At 53.9% G+C, this 26,343-nt stretch carries 27 protein-coding genes and 1 tRNA gene; 12 read left to right on the top strand and 16 right to left on the bottom strand.

Annotation, left to right across the window (positions count from 1 at the left end; all coding sequences use genetic code 11):
- Window positions 1–184: 184 nt before the first annotated feature.
- The 6 genes from mepS to yejF all read left to right on the top strand — a co-directional run bounded on the left by mepS (window position 185) and on the right by yejF (window position 8,137).
- Complete coding sequence (mepS, locus tag P2W74_RS07865; protein WP_192612820.1) at window positions 185–754, top strand: bifunctional murein DD-endopeptidase/murein LD-carboxypeptidase; 570 nt, start codon at window positions 185–187, stop codon at window positions 752–754.
- Between the two features lie 190 nt (window positions 755–944).
- Window positions 945–2,501: a cyclic di-GMP phosphodiesterase gene (locus P2W74_RS07860; RefSeq protein WP_276294583.1), complete on the top strand. Its 1,557-nt coding sequence runs from the start codon at window positions 945–947 to the stop codon at window positions 2,499–2,501.
- Between the two features lie 110 nt (window positions 2,502–2,611).
- The gene (locus P2W74_RS07855; RefSeq protein ID WP_276294582.1) at window positions 2,612–4,426 is read left to right on the top strand and encodes an extracellular solute-binding protein; all 1,815 of its coding nucleotides are present in this window, start codon (window positions 2,612–2,614) and stop codon (window positions 4,424–4,426) included.
- Window positions 4,427–5,521, top strand: coding sequence for a microcin C ABC transporter permease YejB (locus P2W74_RS07850; RefSeq protein WP_203360634.1), 1,095 nt, complete (start codon window positions 4,427–4,429; stop codon window positions 5,519–5,521).
- Entirely contained in the window at window positions 5,521–6,546 is a 1,026-nt protein-coding gene (locus P2W74_RS07845) for an ABC transporter permease (protein ID WP_276294581.1), read from the top strand. Before P2W74_RS07850 ends, P2W74_RS07845 begins: the two co-directional genes overlap by 1 nt.
- A 1-nt stretch (window position 6,547) precedes the next feature.
- On the top strand, window positions 6,548–8,137 hold the full coding sequence (gene yejF / locus P2W74_RS07840; protein WP_276294580.1) for a microcin C ABC transporter ATP-binding protein YejF: 1,590 nt from the start codon (window positions 6,548–6,550) through the stop codon (window positions 8,135–8,137).
- 3 nt (window positions 8,138–8,140) lie between these two features.
- Here yejF and P2W74_RS07835 read toward each other — a convergent pair whose 3' ends face one another.
- From P2W74_RS07835 to rsuA, 3 genes are all read right to left on the bottom strand, one after another.
- Entirely contained in the window at window positions 8,141–8,485 is a 345-nt protein-coding gene (locus P2W74_RS07835) for a YejG family protein (protein ID WP_192612826.1), read from the bottom strand.
- Between the two features lie 334 nt (window positions 8,486–8,819).
- The gene (locus P2W74_RS07830; RefSeq protein ID WP_276294579.1) at window positions 8,820–10,010 is read right to left on the bottom strand and encodes a Bcr/CflA family multidrug efflux MFS transporter; all 1,191 of its coding nucleotides are present in this window, start codon (window positions 10,008–10,010) and stop codon (window positions 8,820–8,822) included.
- Between the two features lie 51 nt (window positions 10,011–10,061).
- The gene (rsuA, locus tag P2W74_RS07825) at window positions 10,062–10,757 is read right to left on the bottom strand and encodes a 16S rRNA pseudouridine(516) synthase RsuA (RefSeq protein WP_276294578.1); all 696 of its coding nucleotides are present in this window, start codon (window positions 10,755–10,757) and stop codon (window positions 10,062–10,064) included.
- Window positions 10,758–10,907: 150 nt separating this feature from the next.
- Here rsuA and P2W74_RS07820 point away from each other — a divergent pair, with 150 nt between their 5' ends.
- A complete protein-coding gene (locus tag P2W74_RS07820) occupies window positions 10,908–12,668 on the top strand; it encodes a DEAD/DEAH box helicase (protein WP_276294577.1) in 1,761 nt (586 codons plus the stop codon).
- Window positions 12,669–12,792: 124 nt separating this feature from the next.
- Window positions 12,793–13,077 carry a 50S ribosomal protein L25 gene (rplY, locus tag P2W74_RS07815; RefSeq protein WP_276294576.1) on the top strand — a complete coding sequence of 95 codons (285 nt, stop codon included), beginning with the start codon at window positions 12,793–12,795 and terminating at the stop codon, window positions 13,075–13,077.
- A gap of 148 nt (window positions 13,078–13,225) precedes the next feature.
- On the opposite strand, the gene yejK is transcribed toward rplY, so the two are convergent.
- Complete coding sequence (gene yejK, locus P2W74_RS07810) at window positions 13,226–14,233, bottom strand: nucleoid-associated protein YejK (RefSeq protein ID WP_276294575.1); 1,008 nt, start codon at window positions 14,231–14,233, stop codon at window positions 13,226–13,228.
- Window positions 14,234–14,367: 134 nt separating this feature from the next.
- Between yejK and P2W74_RS07805 the strand changes: the two genes are divergently transcribed.
- From P2W74_RS07805 to narP, 4 genes are all read left to right on the top strand, one after another.
- Window positions 14,368–14,595 carry a YejL family protein gene (locus P2W74_RS07805; protein ID WP_162379210.1) on the top strand — a complete coding sequence of 76 codons (228 nt, stop codon included), beginning with the start codon at window positions 14,368–14,370 and terminating at the stop codon, window positions 14,593–14,595.
- Window positions 14,596–14,626: 31 nt separating this feature from the next.
- Complete coding sequence (gene yejM, locus P2W74_RS07800; RefSeq protein WP_276294574.1) at window positions 14,627–16,387, top strand: LPS biosynthesis-modulating metalloenzyme YejM; 1,761 nt, start codon at window positions 14,627–14,629, stop codon at window positions 16,385–16,387.
- A 73-nt stretch (window positions 16,388–16,460) separates the two neighbouring features.
- Window positions 16,461–16,537 (top strand) — tRNA-Pro (locus P2W74_RS07795).
- Window positions 16,538–16,741: 204 nt separating this feature from the next.
- The gene (narP, locus tag P2W74_RS07790; RefSeq protein ID WP_276294573.1) at window positions 16,742–17,389 is read left to right on the top strand and encodes a nitrate/nitrite response regulator protein NarP; all 648 of its coding nucleotides are present in this window, start codon (window positions 16,742–16,744) and stop codon (window positions 17,387–17,389) included.
- A gap of 44 nt (window positions 17,390–17,433) precedes the next feature.
- Here the strand turns inward: narP and P2W74_RS07785 are convergent, their stop codons facing one another.
- From P2W74_RS07785 to napG, 12 genes are read right to left on the bottom strand one after another with little or no spacing between them, the layout of a single operon-like run.
- On the bottom strand, window positions 17,434–18,483 hold the full coding sequence (locus P2W74_RS07785; protein ID WP_276294572.1) for a cytochrome c-type biogenesis protein CcmH: 1,050 nt from the start codon (window positions 18,481–18,483) through the stop codon (window positions 17,434–17,436).
- Entirely contained in the window at window positions 18,480–19,037 is a 558-nt protein-coding gene (dsbE, locus tag P2W74_RS07780) for a thiol:disulfide interchange protein DsbE (protein ID WP_276294571.1), read from the bottom strand. The genes P2W74_RS07785 and dsbE overlap by 4 nt, the downstream gene beginning before the upstream one ends.
- A complete protein-coding gene (locus P2W74_RS07775) occupies window positions 19,034–20,977 on the bottom strand; it encodes a heme lyase CcmF/NrfE family subunit (RefSeq protein WP_276294570.1) in 1,944 nt (647 codons plus the stop codon). Before P2W74_RS07775 ends, dsbE begins: the two co-directional genes overlap by 4 nt.
- Window positions 20,974–21,453 carry a cytochrome c maturation protein CcmE gene (gene ccmE, locus P2W74_RS07770; protein ID WP_276294569.1) on the bottom strand — a complete coding sequence of 160 codons (480 nt, stop codon included), beginning with the start codon at window positions 21,451–21,453 and terminating at the stop codon, window positions 20,974–20,976. Before ccmE ends, P2W74_RS07775 begins: the two co-directional genes overlap by 4 nt.
- Entirely contained in the window at window positions 21,450–21,662 is a 213-nt protein-coding gene (gene ccmD / locus P2W74_RS07765; RefSeq protein WP_192612838.1) for a heme exporter protein CcmD, read from the bottom strand. Before ccmD ends, ccmE begins: the two co-directional genes overlap by 4 nt.
- Window positions 21,659–22,396, bottom strand: a complete 738-nt coding sequence (locus P2W74_RS07760) for a heme ABC transporter permease (protein WP_276294568.1) — start codon at window positions 22,394–22,396, stop codon at window positions 21,659–21,661. The genes ccmD and P2W74_RS07760 overlap by 4 nt, the downstream gene beginning before the upstream one ends.
- Window positions 22,397–22,437: 41 nt before the next feature.
- Window positions 22,438–23,097, bottom strand: coding sequence for a heme exporter protein CcmB (ccmB, locus tag P2W74_RS07755; protein ID WP_192612840.1), 660 nt, complete (start codon window positions 23,095–23,097; stop codon window positions 22,438–22,440).
- Entirely contained in the window at window positions 23,094–23,720 is a 627-nt protein-coding gene (ccmA, locus tag P2W74_RS07750; protein WP_276294567.1) for a cytochrome c biogenesis heme-transporting ATPase CcmA, read from the bottom strand. Before ccmA ends, ccmB begins: the two co-directional genes overlap by 4 nt.
- Before the next feature lie 14 nt (window positions 23,721–23,734).
- Window positions 23,735–24,337, bottom strand: coding sequence for a cytochrome c-type protein NapC (gene napC / locus P2W74_RS07745; RefSeq protein WP_192612841.1), 603 nt, complete (start codon window positions 24,335–24,337; stop codon window positions 23,735–23,737).
- 9 nt (window positions 24,338–24,346) lie between these two features.
- Window positions 24,347–24,796: a nitrate reductase cytochrome c-type subunit gene (napB, locus tag P2W74_RS07740; RefSeq protein WP_192612842.1), complete on the bottom strand. Its 450-nt coding sequence runs from the start codon at window positions 24,794–24,796 to the stop codon at window positions 24,347–24,349.
- Window positions 24,793–25,656 carry a quinol dehydrogenase ferredoxin subunit NapH gene (gene napH / locus P2W74_RS07735; RefSeq protein WP_276294566.1) on the bottom strand — a complete coding sequence of 288 codons (864 nt, stop codon included), beginning with the start codon at window positions 25,654–25,656 and terminating at the stop codon, window positions 24,793–24,795. The genes napB and napH overlap by 4 nt, the downstream gene beginning before the upstream one ends.
- Complete coding sequence (gene napG, locus P2W74_RS07730) at window positions 25,643–26,338, bottom strand: ferredoxin-type protein NapG (RefSeq protein WP_276294565.1); 696 nt, start codon at window positions 26,336–26,338, stop codon at window positions 25,643–25,645. Before napG ends, napH begins: the two co-directional genes overlap by 14 nt.
- Window positions 26,339–26,343: the final 5 nt, after the last annotated feature.

The raw sequence follows: 26,343 nt of genomic DNA, 5'->3' as shown, positions 1-26,343 counted from the left end.
CGGGTAATCTCGAACACGTTTTGCCTCGCCTGGTCATTATTCTCGTTATGAATAAAATTGTGCGTTCTGCCACAATTTTGACCTTAGGGAATTGTCTCATCATGCGTAGGTAATTAGTCTCGTCACGTTTGGCATTTTTTATAACGATATTTATCGTTAAGGACTTCAAGGGAAAACAAACAAAATGGTCAAATCTCAACCGATTTTGAGATATATCTTGCGGGGAATTCCCGCGATAGCAGTGGCGATTCTGCTTTCTGCATGTACGACAACGAACACCGCGAAAAATATGCATTCTGAGACGCATGCTGTGGGTAATGGAGATAACTCTTCACTGCAAGCCTCTCAGGATGAATTTGAAAATATGGTGCGTAACCTCGATGTGAAATCGCGGATTATGGATCAGTATGCTGACTGGAAAGGTGTGCGTTACCGCCTTGGCGGCAGCACCAAAAAAGGTATTGATTGTTCCAGCTTTGTACAACGTACATTCCGCGAACAATTTGGTTTAGAGCTTCCACGCTCAACCTACGAGCAACAGGAGACGGGTAAATCCGTTTCGCGCAGTAATCTGCGCACCGGTGATCTGGTGCTGTTCCGGGCAGGTTCAACAGGTCGTCATGTCGGTATTTACATCGGCAACAACCAGTTTGTTCATGCTTCAACCAGCAGTGGCGTGATTATCTCCAGTATGAACGAGCCTTACTGGAAAAAACGTTACAACGAAGCGCGCCGGGTTCTGAGCCGCAGTTAACCGTTCGTTTGAAAGCTATCCCTTGGCTATCCTGACGAGACACATAAAAAAGCACTGCAGACGCAGTGCTTTTTTTTTGCGCTGTAGTAATGCCCCGCAGAAAAGTATGACTATCACCGGTGTTCCAGGCTATAGTCTTGTAAATCAATTAGTTTAATATTAAGCGGCCCTATCAGGTAAACCAGGAACTATGTTCACAAGCGCCTCCTCGTCCGGTAGAAAAATCCTGTTCACCTGTGTAGCGACGGGGGTTGTGGTCGCCTTGCTCATCAGTAGCCTGCAGTTTTTAATGTCATGGCACAAACGCGAAGTCAAATACGACACGCTGATTTCAGATGTACAACACTACCTGGTGAGCTACTTTGCCGACCTCAAAGCCACCACCGACCAGCTCCAGCCGCTGACCTTAAATTCCTGTCAGCACGTCGCCGCTGATCTGACCTCCCGCGCGGCATTTAGCCTTAACGTACGCGCCTTTTTGCTCATCAAAGAGAATACAGCATTCTGTTCCTCAGCCACCGGGCCGATGAACACAGCGCTCAAAGCATTGGTGCCAGCCCTCGACACACGTAAAAAAATCGATATGGCCCTATTGCCTGGCACCCCTATGATGCCGGACAAACCCGCAATGGCGATTTGGTACCAGAATCCGTTGTTACCGGAAAGCGGGGTATTCACCTCACTCAATATCAATCTGACGCCGTATCTGCTGTACACCTCCCGACAGGAAGATTTTGACGGGATCGCACTGATTGTGGGCAATACCGTCCTCTCAACGTTTTCTAGCCATTTAATGACATTAAACGAGCTGACGGACACGCCAACGCGTGAGACCTCGGTGGAAGGCGTCCCCCTGAAGATTCGCCTGTACGGGAACAGCTGGACCTATACCGACTTGTGGTATGCCCTGATGCTTGGATGTATGGCTGGGATCGTTGCGGGCTTGCTCTGCTACTACATCAACTCTATCCGGATGCGCCCCGGAAAAGAGATTCTGACGGCCATCAAACGCAATCAGTTTTATGTGGTTTACCAACCCGTCGTAGAGACGAAAACCCTGAAGGTTACCGGTCTGGAAGTGCTCTTACGCTGGCGCCATCCGACAGTCGGTGAAATTCCGCCTGATGTCTTCATCCATTATGCAGAAGCGCAGCAGCTGATTGTGCCGCTGACGCAACACCTGTTCGAGTTGATTGCCCGCGACGCGCCTGCATTGCAAAAAGTACTCCCCGTCGGCGCGAAGTTTGGCATCAATATTGCCCCGGACCATCTGCACAGCGAGAGCTTTAAAGACGATATTCGCCGCCTGGGTGCGTCCTTACCTCGGCATCATTTTCAGGTAGTACTGGAAATGACTGAACGCGACATGCTCAAACACCAGGAAGCCACGAAACTGTTTGAATGGCTTCATGCCGCGGGATTCGAAATTGCCATTGATGATTTCGGGACAGGTCATAGCGCGCTTATTTATCTGGAACGCTTCACGCTGGACTACCTGAAAATCGATCGGGGCTTCATCAATGCCATTGGTACGGAAACCGTCACCTCCCCGGTGCTGGATGCCGTACTGACGCTATCTAAGCGCCTGAATATGCTTACCGTTGCAGAAGGCGTTGAAACCCCTGAGCAGGCAAAATGGCTACGCGACCACGGCGTTAATTTTCTCCAGGGATACTGGATAAGCCGACCGTTACCGCTAGACGATTTCTTACTCTGGCTTGCCGTTTCCCATACGCCCAGGTGGTAACGGCAACCTGCTGCGTCGAATGGATTCACAATGCGCACCACGTCACTTATTATTCAGTCATGACGCTTGCCGGGCAGTGGCAGGCGCAGAAAAGAGGAAATCACGCCTAAATGATGACTCGCATAATAGTGTTGTTTGTCGCCCTGTTGAGTTTCGGCGTTCAGGCTCAGGCCATCAAAGAAAGTTACGCCTTTGCCGTATTGGGTGAGCCGAAATACGCCTTCAACTTTGAACACTTTGATTATGTGAATCCCGCCGCACCGAAAGGCGGCCAAATGACGCTGTCTGCCGTTGGCACATTTGATAACTTCAATCGTTACTCGATGCGTGGAAACCCGGGTGTTCGCACCGATTCGCTTTATGACACGCTGTTCACCACTTCTGACGACGAACCCGGCAGCTACTACCCGCTGGTTGCTGAAAAAGCCCGTTACGCGGACGATTATTCATGGGTGGAAATCGCCATCAATCCGCGCGCACGTTATCATGATGGCTCTCCGATCACCGCCAGCGACGTTGCATTCACCTTCCACAAATTTATGACCGAAGGCGTACCGCAGTTCCGTCTGGTGTACAAAGGGACGACCGTCAAAGCCATAGCGCCCCTCACCGTGCGCATTGAGCTCGCCAAACCCGGCAAAGAAGATATGCTCAGTCTGTTTTCTTTACCCATCATGCCGGAAAAATTCTGGAAAAATCACAAACTCAGCGACCCGCTCTCTTCCCCTCCACTCGCCAGCGGCCCGTATCGCATCACCCAGTGGAAAATGGGCCAGTATATTGTCTATTCACGCGTTAAAGATTACTGGGCGGCCAGTCTGCCGGTAAACCGCGGGCGCTGGAATCTCGATACCATTCGCTATGACTACTACCTGGATGACAATGTGGCGTTCGAAGCGTTTAAAGCCGGAGCGTTTGACCTGCGACTGGAAAACGATGCTAAAAACTGGGCAACCCGTTACACCGGTAAAAATTTCGCCAATCATTACATCGTCAAAGAAGAACAGAAGAATGAGTCTGCGCAGGACACCCGCTGGCTGGCGTTTAACATTCAGCGCCCGGTGTTTAAGGATCGGCGGGTACGCGAAGCCATTACCCTCGCCTTTGATTTTGAATGGATGAATAAGGCATTGTTTTATAATGCCTGGAGCCGCACAAGCAGCTATTTCCAGAATACCGAATATGCCGCCAGCCAGTATCCCGATGCGGATGAATTAGTCCTGCTCGCCCCGATGAAAAACGATCTGCCGCCGGAAGTCTTCAGCCAGATTTACCATCCTCCCGTGTCTCGTGGAGATGGTTACAACCGTGAAAATCTGCTGAAAGCCGGAGAATTGCTCACTCAGGCGGGATGGATCCTAAAAGGACAACAGCGCATCAGCAGTACCACCGGTAAACCGCTGACGTTTGAACTGCTGCTTCCGGCGGGGGGAAACAGCCAGTGGGTTCTGCCCTTCCAGCACAATCTGCAGCGCCTGGGGATTACGATGGAGATCCGTCAGGTCGACAATTCGCAAATCACCAATCGCATGCGTAGCCGCGACTATGACATGATGCCGAGGTTGTGGCGCGCCATGCCGTGGCCCAGCTCCGATCTGCAAATCTCCTGGGCCTCTGAGTATATTGATTCAAGCTATAACTCTCCCGGCGTGCAGAGTCCGGTGATTGATAAGCTGATTGCGCAGATCATTGCCGCTCAGGGCAATAAAGCCAAACTGGTTCCGCTGGGGCGGGCACTGGATCGGGTGCTGACGTGGAATTATTACATGCTGCCGATGTGGTATATGGCAGAAGACAGACTGGCCTGGTGGGACAAATTCTCCCATCCGGCCATCCGTCCCATTTACACCATTGGGCTGGAGACCTGGTGGTATGACGTCAATAAAGCCGCGAAACTTCCGGCGGCCAGACGACAAGGAGAATAAATGGGCGCCTATCTGATTCGACGCTTGTTGCTGGTGATCCCCACGCTCTGGGCCATCATTACCATCAACTTTTTTATCGTGCAGATTGCGCCAGGCGGGCCGGTTGATCAGGCCATTGCCGCGATTGAATTCGGTCAGTCAGGTGCACTGCCCGGCACCGGAGGCGAAGGTTTACGCGCCAGCCATGCGCAGACTGGGGTTGGCAATATCAGCGACAGCCAATACCGCGGTGGTCGCGGGCTTGATCCTGAGGTGATTGCCGAAATTACGCGGCGTTACGGCTTTGATAAACCGCTTCACGAACGCTACTTCACCATGTTGTGGAACTACGTTCGCTTTGATTTTGGCGACAGCCTGTTTCGCAGTGCTTCGGTGTTGACACTCATTAAAGACAGCCTGCCCGTCTCCATCACGTTGGGCCTGTGGAGTACGCTCATCATCTATCTGGTGTCGATACCGCTGGGCATCCGTAAAGCGGTCCATAACGGCAGCAGGTTTGACGTGTGGAGCAGCGCCTTTATCATCATCGGCTACGCCATCCCCGCGTTCCTGTTCGCCATTCTCTTGATTGTTTTCTTTGCCGGCGGCAGCTACTACGACCTCTTCCCGCTGCGGGGCCTGGTCTCTGCCAATTTTGACTCGCTGCCCTGGTATCAGAAAATCACCGATTATCTCTGGCATATCGCGTTGCCGGTGCTGGCAACAGTGATTGGCGGTTTTGCCGCCCTGACCATGCTAACAAAGAACTCGTTTCTCGATGAGGTTCGCAAACAGTATGTTGTCACGGCGCGCGCCAAAGGCGTCAGCGAAAACAACATTTTGTGGAAGCACGTTTTCCGTAACGCCATGCTGCTGGTCATTGCCGGTTTTCCGGCCACATTTATCAGCATGTTTTTCACCGGCTCACTGCTGATTGAGGTGATGTTCTCATTAAACGGGCTGGGATTACTGGGCTACGAAGCGACCGTGTCCCGTGACTACCCGGTGATGTTTGGCACGTTATATATTTTCACCCTGATCGGCTTGCTGCTGAATATCCTCAGCGATATCAGCTATACGCTGGTTGATCCACGTATTGATTTTGAGGGACGCTAATGCCGCGATTAAGCCCTGTAAACCAGGCCCGCTGGGCGCGTTTTCGCCACAATCGTCGGGGCTACTGGTCACTGTGGATTTTCCTTGTGCTCTTCAGCCTGAGTTTATGCTCTGAGCTCATCGCCAATGATAAACCGCTGTTGATTCGCTATGACGGGAGCTGGTATTTCCCGCTGGTAAAAAATTACAGTGAAAGCGATTTTGGCGGCCCGTTTGCGACTCAGGCGGACTATCAGGACCCCTGGCTGCAACAGCAGCTTGAGCAGCGGGGTTGGGTTCTGTGGGCACCTGTCAGATTCGGCGCCACCAGCATTAACTTTGCGACCAAACAGCCCTTCCCGTCGCCACCGTCTACGCAAAACTGGCTGGGAACCGATGCCAACGGCGGTGATGTACTGGCGCGGATCCTGTATGGCACGCGGATCTCCATCTTATTCGGGCTGATGCTCACCCTTTGCTCCAGCATCATGGGGGTTCTGGCCGGAGCCTTACAGGGATATTACGGTGGAAAAGTCGATCTGTGGGGACAGCGTTTAATCGAAGTCTGGTCTGGTATGCCAACGCTGTTTCTGATTATTCTCCTCTCCAGCGTAGTGCAGCCCAATTTTTGGTGGTTGCTGGCAATTACGGTGATCTTTGGCTGGATGAGTCTTGTCGGGGTGGTACGCGCGGAGTTTTTACGCACCCGCAATTTCGATTACATTCGCGCGGCACAGGCGTTAGGCGTCAGCGATCGCAGTATCATTCTGCGTCATATGCTGCCCAACGCGATGGTCGCCACGCTGACCTTTATCCCCTTCATTTTGTGCAGTTCGATTACGACACTGACATCGCTCGATTTTCTGGGGTTCGGTTTACCGCTGGGATCGCCCTCTCTCGGTGAATTACTCCTGCAAGGCAAAAATAACCTGCAGGCGCCGTGGCTCGGGATCACCGCATTCTTGTCGGTGGCGGTGCTACTGTCGCTGCTGATTTTTATTGGCGAAGCCGTGCGCGACGCGTTTGATCCCAACAAGGCGGTATAGCATGACGCAACCTCTGTTAGCGATAGAGCGTTTATCGGTCGGTTTTAGCAAGCAAGGGATCGTACGCACGGTGGTCAACGATGTCTCTCTGTGCGTTGAGGCAGGCGAAACGCTGGCGCTGGTTGGCGAGTCAGGCTCGGGAAAAAGCGTCACCGCGCTGTCTATTTTACGCCTGCTGCCTTCCCCACCCGCTGTGTACCTTGCTGGCGATATTCTTTTTCATGGCGAATCGCTGCTGCATGCCAGCGAGCAAACCCTGCGCGGCGTGCGCGGGAATAAAATTGCCATGATTTTCCAGGAACCGATGGTGTCGCTCAATCCCCTGCACTCCCTGGAAAAGCAGCTCTATGAGGTGCTCTCTTTACACCGGGGGATGCGTCGGGAAGCCGCCAGAGGCGAAATTCTGAGCTGTCTGGATCGCGTCGGCCTTCGTCACGCCGCACGGCGACTCGGAGATTATCCACACCAGCTTTCCGGCGGCGAGCGTCAACGCGTGATGATCGCCATGGCGTTGTTAACACGACCAGAGCTGCTGATTGCCGATGAACCGACTACGGCGCTGGACGTCTCGGTACAGGCGCAAATCCTGCAACTGTTACGCGAATTGCAGCGCGAGTTAAATATGGGAATGCTGTTTATTACCCATAATCTGAGCATTGTGAAGAAGCTGGCCGACACCATCGCCGTCATGCAAAACGGTCAATGCGTGGAGCAAAATCGCGCGCAGCCGTTACTCAATGCCCCCACCCATCCGTACACACAAAAATTGTTAAACAGCGAGCCGTCTGGCGATCCGGTGCCTTTATCCGCCCAACAGGCGCCGCTGCTCGAAGTCAGTCAACTTCGCGTCGCCTTCCCAATTCGTAAAGGAATTCTAAAACGCGTTGTCGACCAAAACGAAGTGGTGAAAAACGTCAGTTTCAGTCTGCAGCCCGGCGAAACGCTGGGGCTGGTAGGTGAATCCGGCTCTGGCAAAAGTACCACCGGCCTGGCGCTTTTGCGGCTAATCGCCTCGCAGGGCCGCATTGTGTTTGATGGTCAGCCGCTGCATAACTTAAGCCGCCGCCAGCTTTTACCGGTGCGTCACCGGATTCAGGTGGTCTTTCAGGATCCGAACTCTTCCCTGAATCCACGGCTAAGCGTTTTGCAAATCATCGAAGAAGGGTTGCGCGTCCACCAGCCAGCGCTTTCAGCACAACAACGCGAGGAGCAGGTCAAATCGGTAATGGCAGAGGTCGGTCTGGACGGCGAAACCCGTCATCGCTATCCCGCGGAGTTTTCCGGCGGCCAGCGTCAGCGAATTGCTATCGCCAGGGCGTTAATTTTAAAACCCTCGCTGATCATTCTCGACGAACCCACTTCTTCACTGGATAAGACTGTCCAGGCGCAAATCCTGGCGCTATTGAAGTCGCTGCAGCAAAAGCATCGCCTGGCCTATATTTTCATTAGCCACGATCTGCACGTTGTGCGCGCATTGTGTCATCAGGTGATTGTGCTGCGACAAGGAGAAGTTGTAGAGCAAGGGCCATGCGAGCGAGTGTTTACTGCACCGCAGCAAGCGTATACGCGTCAGTTGCTCGCGCTAAGCTGACGCTCAAAATGGATTGTTGTTTGAAAAAGGCTCTGCGATGGCAACACCAAAATTTTTCAGGCGACAGGTCGCGGCGAACTCATCCTGACGGTTAACGAACAGGCACGGTTCGCCTTCGCATTCCAGAACAGAACAAGGGACTTCAATATCGCTCAGCGCCTGGCTGAGTTTATGCATCACCGGCCACGCGCTGTCGCCATCCGGACTCAGTAATTTAAGCGCCACCAGGCTGTTTTCAGTGCTCTGGCCATTCTGCGGAATCGGTTCAACTTTCGAACCTGCAAAACCCGCTGACCAACGATAGTTCTGTGGCAAGCGATGAACGATTGAGAGCTGTAATGTATTCACTTTTATTCCCCGAAAGCACAATAACTTCACAATTTATTTACATCCATTTTAACACATCATTGACAACCCGTCCTTAAACGGATCGAAAACGCCGGTATCCACGACTCGTGCGGCTTATACTGCCGATTGTTAAAATATTATTGACCGGTGCGGACAGATTTGCGGGCTATATTTACCCGTTTCTGCGATCTAACTCAACCTTTTTAACTACAATGATGTGACTTTTTACATAAATTGATTTTACATAAAATAAACATTTTTGGGATAAATGAGCGATTTGAGGTTGATGTACATCAACAAAGGGAGCCTTACAGCTCCCATATTGTGTATTTTATCACCTTTTTTTCGGGCGACTTGCGTAGAGATAGAAGAGGATTGAGCCGGTTGCGCAAAATGCAATTGACCAAATCATCGGCCAGGCCGAGTTAAATGTCGCCAGCGACAGCAGCGCGCCAACAATGGCGCCGATGCCAAAACGGAAAGTTCCCGCCAGTGAAGAGGCGGTCCCCGCCATGTGGGGGAATTCATCCAGAATGACGGCCATCGCATTGGATGACACCATCGAAACACATCCCACAAACGCCGCGACCCCCAGGACCAGCGCCCAAAAACCGAACCCAAACAGCGCGCTCAGGACCAGCCAGCCCGCCATGACAAACTGGATCCATAACCCGGTACGGAACATGTTTAATGCCCCGACCCGGCGCACAAACCGGCTATTAATAATCGTCATCACAAATAAGAACACGATGTTCAGCGCGAAGTAATAGCCAAAATGTTGTGGAGAGACGTGATTCACCTCGATGTATACAAACGGCCCGGCGCTGAGGAAGGAGAACATCCCTGCGAAACTAAAGCCGCTCGCCAGCATATAACTCAGCACGCGTTTATGACGAAACAGCGAGGCAAAGTTCCCCATGGTCGTGCGCAGACGGAAAGGCTGACGGCGCTCAACGGGAAGCGTCTCTTTAATCAGCGTGAAGATCATGACGGATGCCAGAATCGCCGCCACCGCCAGGATCCAAAAGATGTAGTGCCAGCTCAACCACACCAGCACCCACCCGCCGACAATCGGCGCCATCAACGGCGCAATGGTGGTGACCAGCATGACAAACGACATCATGCGCGAGAACTCTTCTTTTGGGTAGATGTCGCGCATCAGGGCATTGATCACCACGCTCGCCGCCGCCGCAGCCAGACCGTGGAAGAAACGCATGATAATCAGTTGATCGATAGTTTGCGCCAGCGCGCAGGCCACCGCCGCCGCCGCAAAGATCAGCGTCCCCCCGAGGATCACCGGTTTACGTCCAAGGCTGTCCGCCATTGGACCGTAGATCAACTGCCCCACCGCGAATCCCAGAATATAGGTACTGAGCGTCATCTGCGCGCTACCTGCCGGCACGCCAAACTGTTCGGAGATCACCGGCAGCGCGGGGAGATACATATCAATCGACAGTGGCATCAGCATGGCCAACAGGCCAAGAATAAAGACAATGGCAAATGAAGAGTGCTGCCGATTGGTCACAAAGAGACTCCTGAATTTAGTTAGCTGGAGGTTAAAACCTGGCCACAAGGTTTAGCCAACGCTGGCAATTTCTGCTTCTGTCAGAGGGCGGTATTCACCCGGTTCCAGGTCCGCATCCAATGCGATAGCGCCGATGCGTTCACGGTGCAGTTCCACAACGTGGTTTCCGACAGCGGCAAACATACGTTTTACCTGATGATAACGCCCCTCACTGATCGTCAAACGCACCTGCGTCGGCGTGATCACCTCAAGCATCGCAGGTTTAGTAAGATCTTTCTCATTATGTAGCTGAACCCCTTGTGCAAATTGTGCGGCAGTCTCTTCAGCCACCGGGGATTCCAGCGTCACCAGGTACGTTTTTTCGCAATGATGGCGCGGAGACGTAATCCGATGCGACCACTGTCCGTCATCCGTCATCAGTACCAGCCCGGTGGTATCAATGTCCAGACGCCCTGCCGCATGCAGTTTATGCGCAACCGGTTCATCAAGAAAATAGAGCACGGTCGGGTGATCCGGATCATCCGTCGAGCAGACATACCCCTGAGGTTTATTCAGCATGAAGTAGCGCGGTCCATTTTGCTGAACCAGCGAATTGCCGTCATATTCTACGGCATGTTCTGGCAGCAGTTTAAACGCGGTATTTCTGATGATTTCGCCATCCACGGTAACGCGGTGAGCACGGATTTCGCGCCCGGCAATAGCACGGCTAACGCCGAGTTGCTGAGCGATAAATTTATCAAGTCGCATGAGAGTGATTTTGCCTGTAATAATACGGAAATCGAGCGTTTCGCCCGAGAATTGAAGCCGTTATCCGCTCAGTATAACGGGGTCTATACTTCGCTCAAAGGAAATGATTCATGGCATACTAAACGCGGGATTCATTATCGCAGCGAGACCATGATTTTTACACTTCGTCCTTATCAGCAAGAAGCCGTGGATGCCACGCTCAACCATTTTCGCCACCATCGCTCCCCTGCGGTAATTGTCTTGCCAACCGGCGCAGGTAAAAGCCTGGTAATCGCTGAGCTGGCGCGCGTAGCGCGTGGACGCGTTCTGGTGCTGGCGCATGTAAAAGAACTGGTCGCACAAAACCACGCAAAATATTGTGCGTTGGGTCTGGAGGCCGATATCTTCGCCGCTGGGTTAAAACGTAAAGAAAGCCACGGCAAAGTCGTCTTTGGCAGCGTACAGTCGGTCGCCCGCAATCTGGGCCATTTTCAGGGTGAATTTTCCCTGCTGATCGTCGATGAATGCCATCGTATTGGCGACGACGAAGAGAGCCAGTATCAGCAAATCCTCGCCCACCTGAGTCAGGTCAATCCCCATATCCGTTTGCTCGGTTTGACCGCCACGCCATTTCGCCTCGGCAAAGGTTGGATTTACCGTTTCCATTACCATGGCATGGTACGCGGCAACGAAAACGCGATTTTTCGCGACTGTATTTACGAGCTGCCGCTGCGCTACATGATCAAACACGGCTATCTGACGCCACCGGAGCGTCTGGACATGCCGGTCGTGCAGTATGATTTTAGTCGTTTGCAGGCACAGAGTAATGGTCTCTTTAGCGAAGCCGACCTCAATCACGAGCTGAAAAAACAGCAGCGAATTACCCCGCATATCATCAGCCAAATCATTGAGTTCGCCCAGACACGTAAAGGGGTGATGATTTTCGCCGCCACCGTTGAACATGCGAAAGAGATTGTTGGCCTGCTGCCCCGCGATGACGCTGCACTGATCGTTGGCGACACGCCGGGCGCTGAACGCGACGCGTTAATTGAAGACTTCAAAGCGCAGCGCTTTCGGTTTCTGGTCAACGTTGCGGTGCTGACGACCGGTTTTGACGCCCCGCATGTCGATCTCATCGCCATTTTGCGTCCAACGGAGTCCGTCAGCCTTTACCAGCAAATCGTAGGACGCGGTCTGCGCCTGTCGCCAGGGAAAACCGACTGTCTGATCCTCGATTATGCCGGTAATCCTCATGACTTATACGCGCCGGAAGTTGGCGCGCCGAAAGGTAAAAGCGACAACGTGCCTGTGCAGGTTTTCTGCCCTGCCTGTGGCTTTGCCAATACATTCTGGGGCAAAACCACCGCCGACGGCACGCTGATTGAACACTTTGGCCGTCGCTGCCAGGGATGGTTTGAAGACGATGACGGTCATCGTGAACAGTGTGATTTTCGCTTCCGCTTTAAAAACTGCCCACAATGCAATGCGGAAAACGACATTGCGGCGCGTCGCTGCTGCGAGTGCGATACCGTGCTTGTCGACCCGGACGATATGCTGAAAGCGGCGCTCAGGCTTAAAGACGCGCTGGTGCTGCGCTGTAGCGGCATGGCGATGCAACACGGCCAGGATGAAAAAGGAGAATGGCTGAAAATCACCTATTACGATGAGGACGGCGCCGACGTCAGCGAGCGCTTTCGCCTGCAGACGCCCGCTCAGCGCACCGCATTTGAGCAGCTCTTCATTCGCCCTCACACCCGTACGCCAGGCGTTCCGTTACGCTGGATCACCGCCGCAGATATCCTGGCACAGCAGGCGCTGCTGCGGCATCCCGATTTTGTTGTCGCGCGCATGAAAGGCCAGTACTGGCAGGTGCGTGAAAAGGTTTTTGACTATGAAGGTCGCTTCCGTCGGGCACATGAATTACGCGGTTAATCGTACTTTTGATTGATGTACCTGTCATTTGAGGATAGAATTCCGCCCGCTTTTGCATACGCAAAGCAGATCACTTACCTGTTGCTGGGTCGCCTGTAGCAGGAATTATTTAAGAGAGATTTAAATGTTTACTATCAATGCTGAAGTACGTAAAGAGCAGGGTAAGGGTGCGAGCCGCCGCCTGCGTACCGCTAACAAGTTCCCGGCAATCATCTACGGTGGCGCAGAAGCCCCGATGGCTATCGAACTGGATCACGATTCAGTCATGAACATGCAAGCTAAAGCTGAATTTTACAGCGAAGTTCTGACCATCGTTGTTGACGGTAAAGAAGTTAAAGTTAAAGCTCAGGCTGTACAGCGTCACCCGTTCAAGCCGAAGCTGTCTCACATCGACTTCGTTCGCGCGTAATCGCCAACAAGTTGAAGAAAAACCCCGCTCCGGCGGGGTTTTTTTATGGCTCCAGGTCGGATAAGACGCGTTAGCGTCGCCATCCGACAGTGCGTTATTGCCTGATAGCGCTACGCTTATCAGGCCTACGACGGTATTCTGCAGCCTGTTAATTCCCGCCTGACGTCCGGCGTTGCAGCTGATCGCGCAGATTCGGCGGCGTGCCTTTGATGGTTAAGGTGTCGGTCGCCGGATCCCAGAAAATGCGCTCGCCTAACAGCATGGCGTCAAAGTTAATGGTTAACCCGCCGCCGCTACCGGCGTATTTGGTCAACTGACGTAATGTACTGCGATCGGCCGGGAAACTCTCTTCCAGCTCATAGCCTTTATCCGCCGTAAACTCGCTGAAGCTTACTTCACTAACACCAGCAAGTTCTTTCGACAGCGATTCAAGCTCAATTTCTTCGCCCGCCTGTAGCTGCTCGTTGCAGTAGCTGTACACCTGCTGACGCACGTTCTGGCGTTCTGATTTATCCAGCTGCGCTTCTGCCGTGAAGTCATCCACCGCCTGCAGCAGGCCACGGTTCTGCGCTTTCGCGTTCAGCCCTTCGCTCGCACCGAGGAAATCCATAAAGAAATCAGCGACCTTACGCCCTACCCGACCTTTCAGGAAAGTCAGGTATCGCGTGGATTCTGGATTGGTTTCCCACTCGGTTAAATCAATACGCGCAACAATATCCGCATGATTGATGTCCAGGTAGTGCGTCGGGTTAATGTCCAGATTCTCATTCACACGCATACTGCTTAAGTTGTTCAGCACCGCGACCAGCAGATACTCCACCGCCAGATAGCGATAGTGGCAGAAAAGAACAATACCGCCATCAGCAAACGGATACTTCGCCAGCTCATCACGTAAACGACCGGTTGCCGCACGGCTAAAGGCAAGAAAATCTTCCTCGCCCTGACGCTGTAATCGTAGCGTTTGCGCCAGTTCGCTCTCTTCGCTGAACAGGCCATACGCTTTGTTTTTCGCGCTATAGACCCGGTGCAGTTCAGCGACCATGTCGACAACGGTGGTTGTCGGTTCCAGTAATGAATCGCGCAGGACCAGCTCAAGGTTTTGCTCATCACGTTTGATAAGCTGGTGCAGGGCAATCTGGTTGATATCCAGACTCATGATAAACTCTCCTTTAAGACCGGGCGGTATTCAACCACCTGCTGGTCAGTGACGCAATAGAAGATAAAAAAGCAGAAAAAAAACTGTTGCTACGGTAATATGTTGCCCTTTCATGAACAAACAGATTTCGATTTATGCCACAACACTCCCGCTACAGTGACGAACACGTTGAACAATTACTGAGTGAACTGCTCAACGTACTGGAAAAACATAAGGCGCCGACCGATCTTTCCCTGATGGTATTGGGAAATATGGTGACGAACCTGATTAACACCAGCATCGCCCCGGCCCAACGCCAGGCGATTGCAGACTCTTTTGCCCGTGCCCTGAAGTCCTCGGTTAACGAAGACAAAGCGCACTAAGAACCGGCTCCGGGGAAAATAACGACAGTTTATGGTAACTCATCGTCAGCGCTACCGTGAAAAAGTCTCTCAGATGGTTAGCTGGGGGCACTGGTTTGCTCTGTTCAACATTCTGTTGGCCATGGTGCTTGGCAGTCGTTACCTGTTTGTCGCCGACTGGCCGACAACGCTTGCGGGTCGTATCTACTCCTACCTGAGCGTTGTCGGGCATTTCAGTTTTCTGGTGTTTGCCACCTATCTGCTGATTCTGTTTCCCCTGACGTTTATCGTCATGTCCCAGCGGCTGATGCGCTTCTTATCAGCCATACTGGCGACCGCGGGCATGACGCTGCTGTTAATCGACAGTGAAGTCTTCACCCGCTTCCACCTGCATCTTAATCCCATTGTCTGGGAGCTGGTCATTAACCCAGACCAGAACGAGATGGCGCGTGACTGGCAGCTGATGTTTATCAGCGTGCCCATTATTCTGCTAATCGAAATGCTGTTTGCGACCTGGAGCTGGCAGAAACTGCGCAGCCTGACGCGTCGCCGCCATTTTGCTAAGCCGCTTGCCGCGTTCTTTTTTGTCTCGTTTATTGCGTCGCACATGGTGTACATCTGGGCTGATGCCAACTTTTATCGCCCGATCACCATGCAGCGCGCAAACCTACCGCTCTCTTATCCGATGACGGCACGCCGCTTTCTTGAGAAACACGGTTTGCTGGATGCGCAGGAATATCAGCGCCGCCTGGTGGAACAGGGGAATCCGGAAGCGGTATCCGTACAGTATCCATTGAGCGATCTGCGATACCGCGACATGGGGACAGGGCAAAACGTTCTGTTGATTACCGTGGATGGCCTGAACTATTCCCGTTATGAAAAACAGATGCCTGCGCTTGCCGGTTTTGCAGAACAAAATATTTCGTTTACCCGCCATATGAGCTCGGGCAATACCTCGGATAACGGTATTTTTGGTCTGTTCTATGGCGTATCCCCCAGCTATATGGACGGCATTTTGTCGACCAGAACGCCAGCAGCCTTGATTTCAGCACTGAATCAGCAAGGCTATCAGTTAGGCTTATTCTCGTCCGACGGATTCACCAGCCCGCTCTATCGCCAGGCGCTGCTGTCAGACTTCTCTATGCCGACGGTTCAGACGCAGTCAGATGCACAAACAGCAAGTCAGTGGATTAACTGGCTGAGCCGCTACGCGCAAGAAGATAACCGCTGGTTCTCGTGGGTTTCCTTCAACGGCACCAACATTGATGACAGCAACCAGAAGAATTTTGCTAAACGGTATGCCCGCGCTGCTGAAGATGTCGATGCCCAAATTAACCGTGTGCTTACCGCGCTACAAGACGCCGGTAAACTGAATAACACGGTGGTGATCATTACTGCGGGTCGTGGTGTACCGCTCACTCAGGAAGAGAACAATTTTGACTGGTCCCGCGGGCATCTGCAGGTGCCGCTGATCATCCATTGGCCGGGAACGCCAGCGCAGCGTATTAATAGCCTGACTGACCATACCGACCTCATGACGACATTGATGCAACGGTTGCTGCATGTGAGCACGCCTGCTAACGAGTACTCTCAGGGGCAGGATCTTTTCAATGCAACTCGCCGCCATTACTGGGTGACGGCTGCCGACGGCAACACAATGGCGGTAACGACTCCGGAAATGACGCTGGTGCTGAATAGTAACGGCAACTATCAGACGTATAATCTGCGCGGTGAGAAGATCAAAGATCAGAAACCGCAGCTGAGTCTGTTGTTGCAGGTTCTGACGGATGAGAAACGATTCATTGCTAACTGATTAATTATAAATCAGTTAGCAAGACATCCCCTTGCATTCGTGGTGGAAAGCGGTAGTATTAGCACCCACGAGTCGGCACGTAGCGCAGCCTGGTAGCGCACTGTCATGGGGTGTCAGGGGTCGGAGGTTCAAATCCTCTCGTGCCGACCAAAATTCCCCAAGAAAACCAACCTTAACCGGTTGGTTTTTTTATGCCTGACGTTTATCTCTTCCCGCATCCCCCTCCCGCCACGCAGGTTTTACTACGTACCCACAGACAAATTAGGGTAAAATTTACGCTCTCATCAGCGCGACGAATCTGGAAAACTGACACGCTGAAAACAATAATGATTCTAATAATCTCAGGAGAACAGCATGCCTGAAGCAACCCCTTTTCAGGTGCTCATTGTGGATGATCATCCACTTATGCGGCGAGGCATTCGTCAATTACTGGAGCTGGATAGCACATTTAACATCGTTGCCGAAGCGGGTGATGGCGCGAGCGCTATCGATCTGGCAAACCGTCTTGACGTAGACGTGATCCTGCTTGATCTGAATATGAAAGGCATGAGCGGGCTGGATACCCTGAATGCGTTGCGTCGGGATGGCGTCACTGCGCAAATCATCATTCTCACCGTTTCCGACTCTGCCAGCGACGTTTACGCGTTGATTGACGCAGGTGCTGATGGTTATTTGCTGAAAGACAGCGATCCTGAAGTTCTGCTGGATGCAATTCGCAAGGGCGCGAACGGCGGCAACGTCTTCAGCGATCGCGTCAGTGAGTACCTGCGTGAACGAGAAATGTTTGGCGCTGAAGAAGACCCCTTCAGTATGCTGACTGAGCGTGAACTGGATGTTCTGCATGAACTTGCTCAGGGGCTGTCAAATAAGCAAATTGCCGCGGTGCTGAACATCTCAGAACAGACCGTAAAGGTACATATCCGCAATCTGTTGCGTAAGCTCAACGTGCGCTCACGCGTCGCGGCGACGATTCTGTTTCTGCAAACACGTGGTATGCAGTAAAGAACAACTTGCCGGATAACGCTGCTTATCCGGCAATTCGCCGATTACTCCCCCTGCGGCGACAGCTGCTGCATCGCCTGTTTAATACTGCGTTCAATCACCGCCCTGCGCGTATCGTTGGCAGGCAGTAATTTCAGCATCATCTCCCAGGCGGCCACCGCCTCGCCATACCGCTGCTGCTCAAAGGCATTAAACGCATACATGCTTAGCACACGGACGTTAGCATGGTCGCTTCTCACCAACTGGCGCAGTAACTCTCCCCCCTGACGATTATCATCAGGATCGGAAGAACGCGTTAACGCTTCCGCATAACCCAACGCCGCGTCACTGTTTTTAGGATCCAGTCGGTAGGCGTTGGCATAGGCTTGCGTCGCCGTGCTGGCGTTTCCCAGCACCATGCCGATACGCCCGAGCATAATCCAGCCTTCGGTATTACCCTCATCACTTTGCAGGCGAGTACGTAAGCCCAGCGCCAGACGCGTCATCTCTTCTTCATTGAGCGGCTGAGCCTTCGGATCCAGCGCACGTTCAAGCAGGGCTGGCGTTTGTGCGGTGGCCTGTTGCCAGATTTTCACCTGCGCATAATTGCCGGTCTGATAATAACTGACCGCCCCTACGACAATGGCAATCACAATCCCTGGAATATAGATGCCAAACCTGGCACGCTTCTCTCCTGCAGGGAGTTCGTCAGGAAACACTTCCCGTTTCAATCGTACACGACGACGCGAACGGGCAAAAATAATCCAGCCTCCCGCACCGATAGCAACCGCCGGCAGTACCCACAGAAGCAGGGTCAGCGGGGTTAACGGCGGATCGTAGGTGACGAAATTACCGTAACGCGCCACCATATAATCGACGATCTCTTGCTGGCTTTTTCCTTCCTGCATAAGCTCGTACACTTTCTGTCGCAGGTCGGTGGCAATCATTGAGTTGGAATCGGCAATGCTGTTGTTCTGACATTTTGGGCAACGCAATTGCTCGGTGAGCTGACGGAACTGCTGCTCCTGCGCTTCATCCTTAAACTGCATCACATCAATGGTGGCCAGCGCCGAACTGGAGAGAACCAGCATCAGCACCCCCAATAAAAATCTCATTGCGCGGCCTCCTTGCTGTACTTCTCCCACAGCGGCTTGATTTCGCTTTCCCACACCCGCACGTTAAGATCGCCTGCATGACGGTAGCGAATGATCCCCTTACCGTCGATCAGGAACGTTTCTGGCGCGCCATACACCCCCAGATCGAGGCCAAGCATGCCGTCACCATCAAACAGGCTTAGCGCGTAAGGGTTGCCTAACTCTTTCAACCAGACGATCGCTTTCTGGCGGTCATCTTTGTAGTTCAGCCCCACTACCCGGATACCCTGCGCCGAAAGCTGATTCAGATACTGATGTTCCGCACGACAGGTCGGGCACCAGGTCGCCCAGACGTTAAGCAATACCGGTTTGCCCTGCGTTAATACGTCCGCCTGATAATGCTGACCGGGATTCTCCAGCGATTCCAGCCGGAAAGTCGGTACCGGTTTGCCAATCAGCGCCGATTCCAGATTGGTCGGATCGTCCCCCTCAGCATTTCGCGCCAGTTGCCACAACAGCGCAGCGGCGATGACGAGGAAAATCACAAAAGGTATCAACAGTACGTTGCGCTTCATACAGCCTCCGGCGCGGTGTTACGCGAACAAGCGCGCTTGCGATAACGCGGGTCAAACAGGCAGAAAAGCCCGCCCAGCGCCATCAGCAACCCACCCGCCCATATCCAACGAATAAATGGTTTGTAATACAACCGTACGGCCCATGCGCCGTTTTCCAGCTCTTCGCCCAGCGCGGCGTACAAATCACGGGTGATCCCGCCATCAATCGCCGCTTCCGTCATCATCGAACGACTGCTGTTGTAAAAGCGTTTCTCCGCATGGAGCGTCGCTTCCGCTTTGCCCTCTCGCGTCACATCAATGAGGGCTACACCCCCACGATAGTTTGGCCCGGTTACCTCTTTCACTTCGCGGAACGTAAAGCGATATTCGTGAATATCCACGCTATCACCCGCCTTCATGCGCACATCACGTTCAACGCTGTAGTTCTGGCTAAAGGCAATCCCCACCAGCGTGACCGCCAGCCCGACATGACCGGCCACCATCCCCCAATGACTGAGACTCATTTTTGTGCCGCGCGAGATACGCAGCGCCACTTCCGCCATTGCCAGCACAAAGACCCAGCACGCCATTGCCAGTCCGACGACCGTCATCGCGACAATTTTGTTCTCAAACAGCCACGGCAGTAGCAGTGACAGCACCAGGGTGGTGACAAACGCGACAACCAGTAACATCTTGATTTTACGTGGTCTGTCACGGCCCCAGCGCACCAGCGGCCCGATCCCCAGCAGCAGCGCAAATGGCGCCATCAGCCAGGTAAACATGGTATTGAAGAACGGTTCGCCGATTGAAATGCTGCCCAGCCCTAATTGTTTATGCACCAGCGGCAACAGCGTACCCAATAACACCACCAGCATGGCGGCAATGAGCAGCACGTTGTTGCCCAGCAGCAGTGACTCGCGCGACCACAGGGCGTTATTCACCCGTGAGCGAACCTTATGTCCGCGCGTGGCGAACAGCAGCAGCGAGCCGCCAATCACCAGCACCATAAAGGCGAGAATGAACATCCCGCGGGAAGGATCGGAGGCAAACGCATGAACAGAAACCAGGACGCCAGAGCGCACCAGGAAAGTCCCCAGCAGACAAAGCGAGAAAGCGCAGATCGAGAGCAACAGCGTCCAGGCTTTAAAGCTGGCGCGCTGTTCCGTCACCGCCAGCGAATGCATCAGCGCGGTTCCCACCAGCCACGGCATAAATGAGGCGTTTTCTACCGGATCCCAGAACCACCAGCCGCCCCAGCCCAGCTCGTAATACGCCCATGCGGAGCCCAGCACAATGCCAAGCGTCAGGAAAACCCACGCGGCCAGCGTCCAGGGGCGAGAGAAGCGAGCAAACGTGCTGTCCAGACGCCCGCTCATCAACGACGCGATAGCAAAGGCAAACGCCACCGAGAATCCCACGTAGCCCATATATAACAGCGGTGGATGGAAAATGAGGCCCGGGTCCTGCAACAGCGGGTTTAAATCGCGCCCTTCAATGGGGAAGTCCGGTAATGTACGGGCGAAAGGATTCGAGGTGAACAGAATAAACAGCAGAAAACCGACGCTGACCATACCCATAACCGCCAGCACGCGAGCGACGATATCCAGCGGCATCCGCTGGCTGAACAGCGCCACCGCGAACGTCCAACCGCTCATCAGCAACACCCACAACAGCAGTGAGCCCTCGTGCGCGCCCCAGGTGGCCGCCACCCGATACCAGACCGGCAGTTGGGTGTTGGAATTACTGGCCACGTAGATCACGGTAAAATCGTTCACCACGAACGCATTCACCAGCACCATGAAGGCGCCTACCACACAAATAAACAGCAGCCAGGCGAAAGGTCGCGCTGACGCCATCATTCGCACATCGCCGCGCGCCACGCCCCACAGCGGGTAAATCGAGAGCAATAACGCCACGCCAAGCGCCAGGCACAGCAGCGCGTTGCCAATCTCAGGCATCATGATGCTTTATCCTTGTAGACGCTTTCCGGGCGGCGATGGTTTTCCTGCATCGCTTTTTCAACCTCTGGCGGCGTGTAGTTTTCATCATGTTTAGCCAGAACCTCTTTTGCCTGAACATGATTGTTCGCCCCCAGCGTTCCCTGCACCACAACCCCCTGCCCTTCGCGGAACAGATCCGGCAAAATGCCAACGTATGTGACATCCACCACGCCTTCGGCATCATAAATGCTGAAGTTAACTTTGAGCGAATCCGGATCCCGTTTCACACTTCCCGGCATGACCATGCCACCGACACGCAAGCGCTGGCCAACCTCCGGCAACTGTTGCGTTTCACGCTTGCCGTAAATAATCTCGCCCGGCGTGTAAAACAGGTCGATGTTGGAACGCAGCGCATACAGCACCAGCGTGATGGTCAGCGCCAGACCGCCCAGTACGGCAACGGCTATCCACAACCGATTTTTACGTCGAATATTCACGCGACCTCCTGTTGCGTCCGCACCGCCTGCATTCGGGCTTCGCGCGCGTTCTGTTGCGCCACGCCGCGTAAAATCGCCCGGTGTTGTAAGACGGTATGCAACACCAGTCCCCCCAGCGAAATCAGCGTCATCACCACCGCCAGCCAGACATAAAAGGCGTAACCGCCCATCGCGAAGAAATCACTCCAGGATGCAAATGCGCTGGTCATTGGCGGCCTCTTTTTAATATCAGTTCGCTCACCCACGGGCGGCGTTTTTCCATCATCAGAATCAGGTTGCGCATACGCATCAACGCCAGGGTCATAAACAGCAGCAGATAACCCACAATCGCCAGACGAAGCGGGGAACGCATCGCCGGATCAATACTTTGTTGCATGCGCGTCGAACCTTGATGCAGCGTGTTCCACCACTCCACCGAGTAATGAATAATCGGTAAGTTAACCACGCCAATCAGTACCAAAATACCTGCCGCACGCCCGGCCAGACGGCGATCGTCAAACGCATGCCACAGCGCAATAACACCAACATAGAGAAACAGCAGCACCAGCTCTGAGGTGAGTCGGGCATCCCATACCCACCAGGTTCCCCACATCGGTTTGCCCCATGCGGAACCGGTGACCAGCGCAATAAAGGTAAACACGGCACCAATCGGCGCCATCGCCGCCACCGCCAGGTTGGCCATTTTCATCTGCCAGACCAGGCCGATAAACGCGGCAACCGCCATTGAGGCATAGATCCCCATCGACCAGATCGCCGCAGGCACATGCAGATAAATAATCCGGTAGCTTTGTCCCTGCTGATAATCCGCCGGAGCAAAGCCGAATCCCCAGATCCAGCCCGTCGCCAGCACCACCACGGTGGCGATAGCCAGCCACGGAACAAAATAGCCACAGATCTGATAGAGCCGTGGCGGGATCGCAAGTTGATGAAGTGTTTTCCACATAATTCAGTCACCAGACTCAAACAAAACAGATAAAAACCGCGTTACTGCATACTGATGCGTAACGCTGCCGCCGTCGCAAAAGGACTTAACGTCGCACTGCCTGCCAGCAGCGCGCCGAGGATCGCCATGTATCCCTCAACAGGCAAATGCATGGATGCCGCATCCATCGCGGCGGTTGCAAAAATTAATAATGGGATCGTCAACGGCAGCACCAGCACACTCAGCAGTACGCCACCACGCTTGAGCCCTACCGTCAACCCCACCCCCGGTGCGCCGAGAAAGCTCAGCGTCGGCGTCCCCAGCAGTAACGTCAGCGCCATGATTTTCCAGCCGTAGATGTCCATTCCCAACAGCAACGCCACCAGGGGGGAGAGGATCAGCAACGGAAGTCCCGTCACCATCCAGTGCGCCATCACTTTGGCCAGCACCACCGCCGGTAACGGCAACGGCAGCAGCATCAGTTGCTCAAGGCTGCCATCCTGTAAGTCGTCACGGAATAAGCGTTCCAGCGCCAACAGCGAAGAGAGCAGCGCAGCCACCCAGATAATGCCCGGCGCAATGCGCGCCAGCAGCTGCGGCTCCGGGCCAATACTTAACGGGAACAGGGTGATAACGATCAGAAAGAACCATAACGGATTGGCGATCTCCGCACTATGACGGAACGCAACTCGCAGTTCGAGACGGAAAATTCGCCACATCATTGCCCTGCCCTCTCACTGGTCAGCGCAATACGGCGGATCCTGTCGGTGTCGACATTCATCGGCTGATGGGTGGTCAGAATCACAATCCCGCCCTGCCCGGTATGATGCGCCATCCGCTGCGTCAGGCGTTCCACGCCGTTCACATCGATGGCGGTAAAAGGTTCGTCAAGGATCCAGAGTTTGGCCCGGGTGAGCCAGAGACGCGCCAGCGCGACGCGGCGCTGCTGTCCGGCAGAGAGTTGGTTAACGGGAATGTCTTCGTAGCCAGCCAGTCCAGCCTGTGCGAGGGCCTCCAGGCACTGTGCGACATCGCCGTCCTGATGAAAAAAACGCAGGTTCTCCAACGCCGAAAGCCGGGTTTTAATCCCCGGCTGATGTCCGATCCACAGCAGATCCTGATGATAGCTGTCCCGTACGTTACGTAGCGGTTGCTCTTGCCAGTAGACCTCCCCGGCATCAGGGCGAGCCAGCCCGGTAAGCAAGCGCAGGAGCGTGGTTTTCCCAGCGCCGTTGCCTCCGGTAATTTGGACCCATTCCCCGGCTTTCACGCGAAACGACAGTCCGCTGAACAAAATTCTGTCGTCTCGCTCGCAGAGGAGTTCTCTGGCTTCAAGTATTCCCACTCATCAACATCCTGTTAAAAGCCTGGTTTAACGTCGCGCATATCCGGGAGTTTATGCGCTATACCTTTGTGACAGTCGATACAGGTTTGCCCTTCTTTCACGGCCTGGTCGTGCATTTTAGCCGCAACGCCTTTCTGGGCAGTTAAATCCATAAACTCGAAGTTGTGGCAGTTGCGACACTCTTGCGAGTTGTTGTCTTTCATCCGCCGCCACTCATTTTGCGCCATGGTCAGACGATGATCTTCAAATTTCTGCGGGGTGTCGATGAGACCAAATGCCTTTGCATACAGCTCTTTACTGGCTTTGATCTTACGGATCATTTTCGGGCCCCACTCGTGTGGGACGTGACAATCAGGACACGTTGCGCGCACGCCGCTGCGGTTGTTGTAATGTACGGTTTCCATATATTCCTGATATACCGTATTACGCATTTCGTGGCAGCTAATGCAGAACTCTTCGGTGTTGGCTTTTTCCATACCGGTGTTGAAACCGCCCCAGAAAATAATGCCGCCGACAAAACCGATTAACAGCAACGTGCCCAGCGCCAGGCGGCTGGGTCGACGCCACCATTGCCAGACGCGCTTAATGACACCCGGTTTACGGTTAGAATTTTCCATAATGACCTCTTATTTCCCGTAACCTTTCGAGGGCGTAAACGTGTTTTCAACAATCGGCGCTGCGTCTGCCTGCGGTACGTGACACTGCAAACAGAAATAGCGGCGCGGCGCGACTTCACCTGATACTTTGCCGTCGCTATCCATAAAGTGCGTCGGGCTGATACGCGGCGCCCCCGTGGTGCGATAGCTTTCCACACCGTGACATTGCAGACAGCGGTTGGTGTTGGTCGTTACCTGATACCCATCCACGCTGTGTGGAACCATAGGCGGCTGATTGACATAGTTCAGCGGCAGGCGTTCCTGCTCTTTAGGCATACGAATCGCCCCTTCCTGCGTCCCAGACACTTCTGGCGACTGGCTCAGATCTACTCCGTTTGCTGCCCAAACCGCACTACTGACCACCAGGGCCAGCCCGGCCGTCCACTGACACAGCGCTTTAATCAGGTCATGGCTTTTCATGATTTCGCTCCCGAACTCCATCGTGTTGTTATTGTAAAAACGTCCTCAGAACAGACATCCACGCAACGACCGCAGGTCATGCAGTCGCGGCTGGTGACCTGCACCGGGCTTTGCTCATTCAGCACCGGCGCACGTAGCACATGCGGTTCCGGGCAAACATGAAAACAATCCATACAGCGGTTACATTTCTGTCTGTCTTTCGCCGTAACGGTCAGCGCGCCTTTGCTTCCCAGCACGCCATACAGTGCGCCTAAAGGGCAGAGATGCCCGCACCAGCCGTGTTCAACGACCAGCAAATCAAATAAAAACAGAGCGATAATCAGCAGTGCGCCACTACCAAATCCCATCACCAGGCTTCGTCCCAGCAGAGAAACCGGGTTAATCCATTCCCACAGTAGCGTTCCCGTCAAAGCCGATCCGACCAGCACCACAACCAGAAGCACGTACCGTATATGACGAGGAAGGCTCGCGGACTGATTCAGGTCAAACCTTCTGCGTAGCCCGTTAGCAAAGTCGGTAACGGGATTCAGCGGACAGACCCAACTGCAAAATAATCGCTTTCCAGCAAGGGCATACAGCACCGTGATGATCACCGCCCCGGTCAGCGCAACCGTGGCGGGTAAATGTCCGCTAGCCAGACTTTGCAAAGCCATCAACGGATCGGTCAACGGGATGGCGTCGAACAGCAAACTGCTGCTGTAGTTACCGTGGAGGATCCACACCCCCAACCACGGGCCGCTAAGAAACATTCCCAGCACCAGCAGTTGACTTACGCGACGAAAAACCAACCAGCGATGGCTACGCCACCAACCTTTTTTCACCCGGGCTTCACGCCCGGCATCACGTTTACGATTTGCCATCGTTCCCCTCCAGCCAGCCAAAGCGGTAGTGGTGACCCAACTCCCCTTTCGCCAGCGACAGCGGCAATACTTTTATTGCCGGTTGCTCCAGGACACAGACTTTTTCGCACTTACCGCAGCCTGTGCAGGCGTCGCTGTGAACGGTAGGAAGGAAACGCGCATGCTTGCCTGTGCGCATATTGCGCTCCAGTTCCAGGGTGATCGCCTCATCGATTTTCGGGCATTCGCGATAGCAGACGTCGCAACGCAATCCCTGAAAGTTGAGGCAGTTCTCCTGGTCCAGCAATACCGCCAGCCCCATGCGGGAATCATCAATTGAGTGAATCTCCCGGTCCAGTGCTCCACTTGGGCATACTTTGGCGCACGGAATGTCTTCACACATTTCGCAGGGGATATCGCGGGCGACGAAATACGGCGTCCCGGCGGCCAGCCCGGAGGCCAGCGTCGCCAGTTTTAGCGTGTCATACGGACACGCCTGAACGCACTGCCCGCACCGAACACAGGCGCTGGCAAATGCGTTTTCAGCGATGGCGCCAGGCGGTCGCAACCGTACGCCCGTTGCGCGTGCGGTTTGCTGCTGTAACCCCAGCACCACGCCAACGGCTGCCAGCCCGCCCGCTGCGCGAACCATATCGCGCAGAAAGCGGCGGCGTCCATTTTGCGATTTCGCTGACCGGGACATACCGA

Source organism: Citrobacter enshiensis, from assembly GCF_029338175.1.
GTDB lineage: Bacteria > Pseudomonadota > Gammaproteobacteria > Enterobacterales > Enterobacteriaceae > Citrobacter_D > Citrobacter_D enshiensis.
Note: the sequence above shows the minus strand (reverse complement) of the source record. Positions and strands in the feature narration are given on the sequence as shown.

Coding starts and splice junctions, on each gene's coding strand:
- napB (WP_192612842.1), bottom strand. CDS start 24,796: ATGAAAAGCCATGACCTGATTAAAGCGCTGTGTCAGTGGACGGCCGGG.
- rplY (WP_276294576.1), top strand. CDS start 12,793: ATGTTTACTATCAATGCTGAAGTACGTAAAGAGCAGGGTAAGGGTGCG.
- ccmD (WP_192612838.1), bottom strand. CDS start 21,662: ATGACCAGCGCATTTGCATCCTGGAGTGATTTCTTCGCGATGGGCGGT.
- dsbE (WP_276294571.1), bottom strand. CDS start 19,037: ATGAAGCGCAACGTACTGTTGATACCTTTTGTGATTTTCCTCGTCATC.
- yejF (WP_276294580.1), top strand. CDS start 6,548: ATGACGCAACCTCTGTTAGCGATAGAGCGTTTATCGGTCGGTTTTAGC.
- napC (WP_192612841.1), bottom strand. CDS start 24,337: ATGGAAAATTCTAACCGTAAACCGGGTGTCATTAAGCGCGTCTGGCAA.
- napG (WP_276294565.1), bottom strand. CDS start 26,338: ATGTCCCGGTCAGCGAAATCGCAAAATGGACGCCGCCGCTTTCTGCGC.
- P2W74_RS07805 (WP_162379210.1), top strand. CDS start 14,368: ATGCCACAACACTCCCGCTACAGTGACGAACACGTTGAACAATTACTG.
- P2W74_RS07775 (WP_276294570.1), bottom strand. CDS start 20,977: ATGATGCCTGAGATTGGCAACGCGCTGCTGTGCCTGGCGCTTGGCGTG.
- mepS (WP_192612820.1), top strand. CDS start 185: ATGGTCAAATCTCAACCGATTTTGAGATATATCTTGCGGGGAATTCCC.
- P2W74_RS07760 (WP_276294568.1), bottom strand. CDS start 22,396: ATGTGGAAAACACTTCATCAACTTGCGATCCCGCCACGGCTCTATCAG.
- P2W74_RS07860 (WP_276294583.1), top strand. CDS start 945: ATGTTCACAAGCGCCTCCTCGTCCGGTAGAAAAATCCTGTTCACCTGT.
- yejK (WP_276294575.1), bottom strand. CDS start 14,233: ATGAGTCTGGATATCAACCAGATTGCCCTGCACCAGCTTATCAAACGT.
- P2W74_RS07785 (WP_276294572.1), bottom strand. CDS start 18,483: ATGAGATTTTTATTGGGGGTGCTGATGCTGGTTCTCTCCAGTTCGGCG.
- P2W74_RS07820 (WP_276294577.1), top strand. CDS start 10,908: ATGATTTTTACACTTCGTCCTTATCAGCAAGAAGCCGTGGATGCCACG.
- P2W74_RS07850 (WP_203360634.1), top strand. CDS start 4,427: ATGGGCGCCTATCTGATTCGACGCTTGTTGCTGGTGATCCCCACGCTC.
- yejM (WP_276294574.1), top strand. CDS start 14,627: ATGGTAACTCATCGTCAGCGCTACCGTGAAAAAGTCTCTCAGATGGTT.
- narP (WP_276294573.1), top strand. CDS start 16,742: ATGCCTGAAGCAACCCCTTTTCAGGTGCTCATTGTGGATGATCATCCA.
- ccmB (WP_192612840.1), bottom strand. CDS start 23,097: ATGATGTGGCGAATTTTCCGTCTCGAACTGCGAGTTGCGTTCCGTCAT.
- P2W74_RS07845 (WP_276294581.1), top strand. CDS start 5,521: ATGCCGCGATTAAGCCCTGTAAACCAGGCCCGCTGGGCGCGTTTTCGC.
- P2W74_RS07855 (WP_276294582.1), top strand. CDS start 2,612: ATGATGACTCGCATAATAGTGTTGTTTGTCGCCCTGTTGAGTTTCGGC.
- napH (WP_276294566.1), bottom strand. CDS start 25,656: ATGGCAAATCGTAAACGTGATGCCGGGCGTGAAGCCCGGGTGAAAAAA.
- rsuA (WP_276294578.1), bottom strand. CDS start 10,757: ATGCGACTTGATAAATTTATCGCTCAGCAACTCGGCGTTAGCCGTGCT.